Origin of the sequence: Rubrivivax benzoatilyticus JA2 = ATCC BAA-35 (assembly GCF_000190375.1) — a bacterium.
GTDB lineage: Bacteria > Pseudomonadota > Gammaproteobacteria > Burkholderiales > Burkholderiaceae_C > Rubrivivax > Rubrivivax benzoatilyticus.
The window spans coordinates 26,419-34,242 of sequence record NZ_AEWG01000087.1 but is presented as its reverse complement, the minus strand read 5'-3'; the positions used below and the strand labels follow the sequence as shown (position 1 = coordinate 34,242).

Below are 7,824 nucleotides of genomic sequence, written 5' to 3'. Positions count from 1 at the left end.
GGCGGCTCAGCACGGCGAGGCCCCCAGCGCCGGCCGGCTGGCGCAGGCGCTCGGCCGGCCGGCGCGGCCGACGGTGGTGCGCAGGTAGCGTTCGGTGTCGAGCAGGGTGTCGAGCACGAAGGCGTTCAGCGGCTGGGGCAGCAGGTCGAGGCTGTGCGTCAGCAGGCCGCCGGTCAGCGGGTCGAAGCCGAAGCCGCGGTCGCCGGCGGGCAGCTGGAAGCGCACGCCGCCGTCGGCCGGCAGCACCACGGTGCGCAGCTCGATGGCCACCGCGTTCGGGCAGGCCAGGCCGGGGCCGCGGGTGCAGTCGCAATAGAGCTTGCTCGCGTCGGCGCCGGGACGCAGCTCGTAGATCGTGTAGCAGGCCACCGGCGTGCCCGCCGCCGGGAAGAGCACGAAGGACCGCAGGCCGTGTGCCACCGCCTGGCCGCGGGCGAACTGCACGTCGGTGCCGAGCTGCGCGTTGACGCTCTTGAGCCGCTGCACGCGGATGTAGTCGAACAGCGACGGCGCGCCCAGCGCCAGCATCACGCCCAGCAGGCCGATCGCGAGCATCAGCTCGATCAGCGTCAGGCCGCGCGGCCGGGGCGAGGCGGCGCGCATCACCGGGGCCAGCAGGCGTGGGCCACGCCGTAGGAGAAGTCGCCGCAGCTGCCGCAGCCGGCGTACTCGAGGTTGCCGCCGCGCAGGCGCATGCTGAGGTGGCGGCACTGCGGGTCGGCGGCCTGGCTGGTGCCGCTGCGGCCGCGGGCGGTGACGACGTAGGCGCTGGCCAGCGTGTCGCCCGGCGCGGCCGAGCTGCCGATCTCGATCGTGTAGTAGCCCGAGACGCTGGCGTCACCCAGCCCGAGGTCGGCGAGCGAGGTGGCGTATTCGGCGTGGTTGCTGCGCCAGCGCTCCTGCGCCTGCTGCACCGCCGCGACCGCGGCGTAGGCATCGGAGCGCCGGCTCTTGCGGATGCTGTCCAGGAAGGAGGGCAGCGCCAGCGCGCCGATCACGCCCAGCACCACCAGCGTGATCGCCAGCTCGACGAGCGTGAAGCCGCCGCCAGACCCCACCGCGGAACACCGACGCGACCGGTTGGACATGCGGCAGATTATTTTCAGCGTGGTCCGCGGCCGAACCGTTCGTCGCGGCGGCGCCGCCGTTCGTCGCGGAGTGGGGCCCGGGTTCAAGGGATCAGCAGGCGGCTTCGCCCGGCAGGCCGTCGGGCGAGCAGCGCCGCACCCGGCCCATCAGGTTGACGACGAGGTGCAGCCGCGGCCCCTGCGGCAGCGACAGCCGCACCGTGGTCGTCGGCGTGACGGTGCCGCGTGTCGGCTCGAAGAGGATCGAGCCGACGTTGGCGCGCAGTTCGACGGGGTGGCCGGCGCCGAGATCGGCCTGGCGCAGCACGAGCCGGCCCGGGCAGGCCGCGGCGCCAGGCCCGCAGCCGCAGCCGGCCGGGCCGTCGTGCAGCAGCCAGCAGCGCGGGCCGGCGAACTCCAGCCGCAGCGTGCGCGACTGGGCGGCGGCCTGGCTGCGTGCGAACGCGATGTCGGTCTGCAGCGCCGAGGCCACGGCGCGCAGCCGCTCGCGCTCGCCGATTGCCGCGAAGCCCGGCACCGCCAGGCCGACGACCACCGCGGCCAGCGCCAGCGTGACGGCGCTCTCGACCAGCGTCAGCCCGCGCCTGCGGCGCGGTCGTGGAACCCGGATCTCGGCCATGCTCGTCCTCCCGTGCCGGGGCACTCTAGGAAGACGGGGCGCGGCCTGCGCTCCCCTCGTGGCGGGTTCGCGGGGCGCCCGCCGGTGGCGGCCCCCGCGCGGGGGATCAGCGGCTCAGATGTCGCGGATCAGCTGGCTGAACTCGTCGACGTCCTCGAAGCTGCGGTAGACCGACGCAAAACGCACGTAGGCCACCTTGTCCAGCTTCTCGAGCTCGCGCATCACGAGCTCGCCGACGCGTGTGCTCGGCACCTCGCGTGCGCCGCCGGCGACGAGCTGCTCCTGGATGCGCTCGATCGCGGCGTCGATCTTCTCGACGCCGACCGGGCGCTTGCGCAGCGCCAGCAGCATCGACGCGCGCAGCTTCTCGGGGTCGAACTCGACCCGCGCGCCGTCTTTCTTGACGACGGCGGGCATCGCGACCTCGGCGCGTTCGTAGGTTGTGAAGCGCTTCTCGCACTTCAGGCAGCGGCGGCGCCGGCGCACGACGCCGCCCTCGTCGGACTCGCGGGTCTCGACGACCTGAGTCTCGCCGTGGGCGCAGTACGGACAACGCATGCGCCGCCGCTCCCGATCAGCGGTAGACCGGGAAGTCGCGCGTCAGCGCCGCGACCTTCTCGCGCACCGCGGCGATGTTCGCCTCGTCGTGCGGGTTGTCGAGCACGTCGGCGATCAGGTGCGCGGTGCGGCGCACCTCGTCTTCCTTGAAGCCGCGTGTCGTCATCGCCGGCGTGCCCAGGCGGATGCCGCTGGTGACCATCGGCTTCTGCGGGTCGTTCGGGATGCCGTTCTTGTTGCAGGTCATGTGGGCCTTGCCCAGCAGCGCCTCGGCTTCCTTGCCGGTCAGGCCCTTGGGGCGCAGGTCGACGAGCATCACGTGGCTCTCGGTGCCGCCGCTGACGATGCGCAGGCCGCGCGAGATCAGCGTCTCGGCCAGCACCTTGGCGTTGGCCGCCACCTGCTGCTGGTAGGCCTTGAACTCGGGCGCCAGCGCTTCCTTGAAGGCCACGGCCTTGCCGGCGATGACGTGCATCAGCGGGCCGCCCTGGATGCCCGGGAAGATCGCGCTGTTGATCTTCTTGGCGATCGCCTCGTCGTTCATCAGGATGATGCCGCCGCGCGGGCCACGCAGGCTCTTGTGCGTGGTGGACGTGACGACGTCGGCATGCGGCACCGGGTTCGGGTAGACGCCCGCGGCGACGAGGCCGGCGTAGTGCGCCATGTCGACCATGAAGTACGCGCCGATGGCCTTGGCCACCTTGGCGAAACGTTCGAAGTCGATGCGCAGGCTGTAGGCCGAGGCGCCGGCGATGATCAGCTTCGGCTTGTGCTCGTGCGCCAGGCGTTCCATCGCGTCGTAGTCGATGGCTTCGTTGGCGTCGAGGCCGTAGCTGACGACCTTGAACCACTTGCCGCTCATGTTCAGCGGCATGCCGTGCGTCAGGTGGCCGCCTTCGGACAGGCTCATGCCCATGATCGTGTCGCCGGGCTCGAGCAGGCCGAAGAACACGGCCTGGTTGGCCTGCGAGCCCGAGTTGGGCTGCACGTTGGCGAAGTTGGCGCCGAAGAGCTGCTTGACGCGGTCGATCGCGAGCTGCTCGACGACGTCGACGTGTTCGCAGCCGCCGTAGTAGCGCTTGCCGGGGTAGCCCTCGGCGTACTTGTTGGTGAGCTGCGAGCCTTGCGCGGCCATCACCGCGGGGCTGGTGTAGTTCTCCGACGCGATGAGCTCGATGTGCTCTTCCTGGCGGCGGTTCTCGTCCTGGATGGTCGCCCAGATTTCAGGGTCGACGTTGGCGAGCGTGGATTGGGTACGGTCGAACACGGCAGTCCTCTTCGGAGTGAAGGGCCATCGAGCGCCCCGCGGCGGAGCGTCGTCGAGGGCTGCCCAGGCGAACGGCTGACGCCGGCGGTGGGCCGGCCTGCGCTTCCCGGTGGTCAGTCCACCTCGGGGCCGGCAGTTGCGGCCCCTCATCGCCAGTCGCGCAGGACGCGGAGTGTAACGGCAGCGGCCGGGGCCGCCGCCGTGGCGAGGTCAAACGCCGGCGCTCAGGGGCGCAGCATCGCCAGCTGTTCGGCGCGCGGCGGCGCCGGGGGCGCGGCCGGCAGCGGCATCGGCGCGGCGTCGCGCGGCACCGTGATCGGCGCGTTGATCGACACGCGGTTGCCCGCGGCCACGCGCTTGAGGTAGTCCTGCTCGGTCATCACGCGGTCGACGTAGCCGCCGTCGCTATCCAGCAGCGCGGCGCCGACGTAGTGCTTCAGGCCCTGCTGCAGGCCGCCGGCGCGCGTGATGCACTCCTTGAGCACCTGCACGCCGACCCGCAGGTTGCTGATCGGGTCGAACGCGGCGTGGGTGCCGCCGAAAGCCTGGTACTTGTCGTCGTGGATGCGGGTCATCACCTGCATCAGGCCCTGGGCGCCGACCGGGCTCTGCGCGAACGGGTTGAAGCTCGACTCGACGGCCATGATGGCCAGGATCAGCGTCGGGTCCAGGCCGGCGCGCTGGCCGATGGTCCAGGCTTCCTGCACCAGCGCGCTGATCGGCTCCGGCGCCACCTTGTAGCGGCGCGAGATCCAGCTCGCGACGGCGGCCTGCTGGTCGGTCAGGCCGTTCGGGTCGGCTGCGGTCGCACGCGTCACGGCCAGCGGCTCGGACGGCACCAGTTCGGCGTCCGCGATGGCCGCGGCGCGCACTTCATGGCGCGTCTGCAGCCACTCGAAGGCCAGGGTCTCGGCCTGCTGACGCAGGTCCTCCCGGCCAGCCACGAAGACGAGCACCGCCACCACCGCCAGGCCGACCACGGCCAGGGTGTTGTGCCCGATCTCGAGCAGGCCGTGACCGACGTCACGTGCGAATACCGTCAGCGAGCGCCCCGTGGCTTGCTGCGCGCTGCGCAGCACGGCAATGGCTTTCATCGCATCCCTCTTCCAAGCGCCGTCCTCTAGGCCCCAGGGCCGCGGCGCCAAGGGGGCGCTGGGGCGGGGTGACGGCGATAATCGACCGACTACCGCAAGCGACCGACGAACGGGCCGCGCGGAGCGGGACTTCAGCGACCGTCCAGGTGATTACGCTGAGGACGGTACGGGTCTGCCCTGATCCAGATCCAGGGCTTCCGAAATTTTAGGAAGGCTCTCATATCCGGTCAAGAATATGAAAGCCGTCTCTTATATCCATAGAGAATGAACTACCGAGACTTGCGGGACTTCATCACCCAGCTCGAAGCCCGCGGCGAGTTGCGCACCATCACCGATCCGGTGTCCCCGGTGCTCGAGATGACCGCGCTGGGCGACAAGCTGCTGCGTGCCGGCGGGCCGGCCGTGCTGTGCCGCAACCCGACCGGGTTCTCGATCCCGGTGCTGATCAATCTGTTCGGCACCCCCCAACGTGTCGCCCTCGGCATGGGGGCCTCGTCGACCGCCGAGCTGCGCGAGGTCGGCCGGCTGCTGGCCGGTCTCAAGGAGCCCGAGCCGCCCAAGGGCCTGAAGGACGCCGGCAAGCTGCTGTCGATGGCCAAGGCGCTGTGGGACATGAAGCCCGCGCTGCAGCGCAGCGCGCCCTGCCAGGAGGTGGTGCTCGAAGGCCCGGACGTCGACCTCGGCCGCCTGCCGATCCAGACCTGCTGGCCCGGCGACGCCGGCCCGCTGCTGACCTGGGGCCTCGTCGTCACGCGCGGCCCGCAGGCCGTGGCCAACCCGCGCCAGCGCCAGAACCTGGGCATCTACCGTCAGCAGTTGATCGGCCGCAACCAGCTGATCATGCGCTGGCTGGCGCACCGCGGCGGCGCGCTGGACTTCCGCGAGTTCGCGCTCGCCAACCCCGGCAAGCCCTTCCCGATCGCGGTGGCACTCGGCGCCGACCCGGCGACCATCCTCGGCGCCGTGACGCCGGTGCCCGACAGCCTGTCCGAATACCAGTTCGCCGGCCTGCTGCGCGGCAGCCGCACCGAGCTCGTCGAATCCGGCGTCGGCGAAGGCCGCGCGCTGCAGGTGCCGGCCAGCGCCGAGATCGTGCTCGAAGGTCACATCCCGCCGGCGCCGGCCGGCTTCAGCGGCGAGTCCGACCGCGGCGTCAAGCTGTGCGAGCGCGGCGGCTACCTGCATGCGCTGGAAGGCCCGTTCGGCGACCACACCGGCTACTACAACGAGCAGGACTGGTTCCCGGTGTTCCAGGTCGACCGCATCACGCACCGCCGCGACCCGATCTACCACTCCACCTACACCGGCAAGCCGCCCGACGAGCCGGCGGTGCTGGGCGTGGCGCTGAACGAGGTCTTCGTGCCGATCCTGCAGAAGCAGTTTCCGGAGATCGTCGACTTCTACCTGCCGCCCGAGGGCTGCAGCTATCGCATGGCGGTGATCTCGATCCGCAAGGCCTACCCCGGCCACGCCAAGCGCGTGATGTTCGGGCTGTGGAGCTTCCTGCGCCAGTTCATGTACACCAAGTTCATCGTCGTCACCGACGAGGACGTGAACATCCGCGAGTGGCGCGAAGTCATCTGGGCGATCACCACGCGCATGGACCCGGTGCGCGACACGACGCTGGTCTCCGAGACGCCGATCGACTACCTGGATTTCGCGTCGCCGGTCAGCGGCCTGGGCGGCAAGATGGGCCTGGACGCGACCAACAAGTGGCCCGGCGAGACCAGGCGCGAGTGGGGCCGGACGATCACGATGGACGCCGCCGTCGAGCAGCGTGTGCAGTCGCTCGCAGAACGTTTGATCTCGGCCTCTTGACCTGCGCCGGCGACGCAAAACGCCTTGAAACCGCGTGCCGCGTCGCCTAACTTGGAGAGGCCTGACAGCAGGCATCTAGGAAGACGGCGCAATTCCTGCGCGTCGGGAGCCCCGGACCACTTTCCTCTGGAGCTCCATCGGTGACGAGAGGTCACCCGCCCCCTCCGGTCCCCTGGGCTGGAGGGGGTTTCGTTTTGTGGGGCTTGTTTTGCGCCTGCGCAGGCCCGGAGCTTGCTCGATCCCGTGTGTGAACCTCCCGCGCGCCGCCACGGTGCGAGCGGTGTTCTCCCGGTGCCCGGCCTCGGTGCGCCGGGTTGCGGCGTCTTCCGTGTGAATTTCCACGCCTGACGTTGGCATCTCTGTGGACAACTCGTGCGCGGCGTCGCCAGGTGCTTGATTCACCGGGCTTTTCATCGGATTGCCACAATTTGTGGCAGCGCCCGGCGGCTGCCGGCGCGGTGCACCGGCCCCGTGCGGGCGGCCGGTTCAGGCCCCGATGAAGTGCCGCCGGTAGCGTGCCGGCAGGTCCGTCAGGCGCAGCATCACCGGCAGGTCGGCGGTGTTGAAGTCGGGGTCCCAGGCCGGTGCGCCGAGCACGCGTGCACCGCAGCGCAGATAACCCTTGAGCAGCGGCGGCGCGTCGACCGGCAGGTCCTGGCGCAGTTCGTCGACCGGCAGCGCCAGTCGCGGCGTCACGCGCCATTCGGGCGCGGCCAGGTGCGTGGCTTCCAGGCGCCGCCACAGGCTGGCGGCGGCGTGGCCGCCGTCGCGCATGCCGACGCTGGCGCAGCCGACCATGGTCTCCAGCCCGTTGCGCACCATGAAGGCGGCGAGCGCGCCCCACAGCGCCATCACGACGCCGCCGGAGCGCCAGTCCGGGTGCACGCAGGAGCGGCCGAGCTCGACCATCGTCGCGCGCAGCGGCTCCAGGGCGCGGAGATCGAACTCGTTGTCGCTGTACAGCCCGCCGGCACGCGCGGCGGCTGCCGGCGTCATCACGCGGTAGGTGCCGACGACGGCGCCGGGCTCGCCAGCGTCGCCCGGCGCGCGCACCAGCAGGTGTTCGCAGAACGCGTCGTAGCGGTCGACGTCCAGCCCCGCGGGCGTGCCGGGCGGCACCTCCAGCCGGGCGCCCATCTCGCCGGCGAAGACCTCGTGGCGCAGACGCTGGGCCTCGCGCACCTCGTCCTCGTCGCGCGCCCAGGCGACGACGAGCGCGGCCTCGGCGGTGGGTGCCGCCGGCAGCGGGGCGCGGGGGCTGAGGGCGCCGGCGCGGTCCTCGATCGGGGCGGCGGCGAGCGGCGGGGTCAGGATCGTGTCGGGCATGGACGGCCATCGTCACGGCCGGGGGTGACGCCCGGGTGAAGCGTCGATGACGAA

General features: G+C 71.3%; 8 protein-coding genes and 1 riboswitch. Of the genes, 1 reads left to right on the top strand and 7 read right to left on the bottom strand.

What is annotated here, in order from left to right; translation table 11 throughout:
• Nucleotides 1-6 precede the first annotated feature (6 nt).
• The 6 genes from RBXJA2T_RS10850 to RBXJA2T_RS10825 form a co-directional block, all read right to left on the bottom strand.
• Nucleotides 7-603, bottom strand: coding sequence for a pilus assembly FimT family protein (locus tag RBXJA2T_RS10850; RefSeq protein WP_009857415.1), 597 nt, complete (start codon nucleotides 601-603; stop codon nucleotides 7-9).
• The gene (locus tag RBXJA2T_RS10845; protein WP_029718961.1) at nucleotides 603-1,088 is read right to left on the bottom strand and encodes a type IV pilin protein; all 486 of its coding nucleotides are present in this window, start codon (nucleotides 1,086-1,088) and stop codon (nucleotides 603-605) included. Before RBXJA2T_RS10845 ends, RBXJA2T_RS10850 begins: the two co-directional genes overlap by 1 nt.
• Nucleotides 1,089-1,179: 91 nt before the next feature.
• Nucleotides 1,180-1,707, bottom strand: coding sequence for a pilus assembly FimT family protein (locus RBXJA2T_RS10840; protein WP_009857413.1), 528 nt, complete (start codon nucleotides 1,705-1,707; stop codon nucleotides 1,180-1,182).
• A 114-nt stretch (nucleotides 1,708-1,821) separates the two neighbouring features.
• A complete protein-coding gene (gene nrdR, locus RBXJA2T_RS10835) occupies nucleotides 1,822-2,265 on the bottom strand; it encodes a transcriptional regulator NrdR (protein WP_009857412.1) in 444 nt (147 codons plus the stop codon).
• 16 nt (nucleotides 2,266-2,281) lie between these two features.
• Nucleotides 2,282-3,532 carry a serine hydroxymethyltransferase gene (glyA, locus tag RBXJA2T_RS10830; RefSeq protein ID WP_009857411.1) on the bottom strand — a complete coding sequence of 417 codons (1,251 nt, stop codon included), beginning with the start codon at nucleotides 3,530-3,532 and terminating at the stop codon, nucleotides 2,282-2,284.
• Nucleotides 3,533-3,586: 54 nt separating this feature from the next.
• Nucleotides 3,587-3,702, bottom strand: a riboswitch (ZMP/ZTP riboswitch).
• 54 nt (nucleotides 3,703-3,756) lie between these two features.
• Nucleotides 3,757-4,626: a lytic transglycosylase domain-containing protein gene (locus RBXJA2T_RS10825; protein ID WP_009857410.1), complete on the bottom strand. Its 870-nt coding sequence runs from the start codon at nucleotides 4,624-4,626 to the stop codon at nucleotides 3,757-3,759.
• 264 nt (nucleotides 4,627-4,890) lie between these two features.
• On the opposite strand from RBXJA2T_RS10825, the gene RBXJA2T_RS10820 reads away from it, so the two are divergent.
• Complete coding sequence (locus RBXJA2T_RS10820; protein WP_009857409.1) at nucleotides 4,891-6,444, top strand: UbiD family decarboxylase; 1,554 nt, start codon at nucleotides 4,891-4,893, stop codon at nucleotides 6,442-6,444.
• 486 nt (nucleotides 6,445-6,930) lie between these two features.
• Here the strand turns inward: RBXJA2T_RS10820 and RBXJA2T_RS10815 are convergent, their stop codons facing one another.
• Nucleotides 6,931-7,770, bottom strand: coding sequence for a GNAT family N-acetyltransferase (locus RBXJA2T_RS10815; protein WP_009857408.1), 840 nt, complete (start codon nucleotides 7,768-7,770; stop codon nucleotides 6,931-6,933).
• Nucleotides 7,771-7,824 lie beyond the last annotated feature (54 nt).

Bases quoted from the DNA above. Each gene is read 5' to 3' on its own strand.
- RBXJA2T_RS10845 (WP_029718961.1), bottom strand. From the start codon at position 1,088: ATGTCCAACCGGTCGCGTCGGTGTTCCGCGGTGGGGTCTGGCGGCGGC.
- RBXJA2T_RS10820 (WP_009857409.1), top strand. From the start codon at position 4,891: ATGAACTACCGAGACTTGCGGGACTTCATCACCCAGCTCGAAGCCCGC.
- RBXJA2T_RS10825 (WP_009857410.1), bottom strand. From the start codon at position 4,626: ATGAAAGCCATTGCCGTGCTGCGCAGCGCGCAGCAAGCCACGGGGCGC.
- RBXJA2T_RS10850 (WP_009857415.1), bottom strand. From the start codon at position 603: ATGCGCGCCGCCTCGCCCCGGCCGCGCGGCCTGACGCTGATCGAGCTG.
- RBXJA2T_RS10840 (WP_009857413.1), bottom strand. From the start codon at position 1,707: ATGGCCGAGATCCGGGTTCCACGACCGCGCCGCAGGCGCGGGCTGACG.
- RBXJA2T_RS10815 (WP_009857408.1), bottom strand. From the start codon at position 7,770: ATGCCCGACACGATCCTGACCCCGCCGCTCGCCGCCGCCCCGATCGAG.
- nrdR (WP_009857412.1), bottom strand. From the start codon at position 2,265: ATGCGTTGTCCGTACTGCGCCCACGGCGAGACTCAGGTCGTCGAGACC.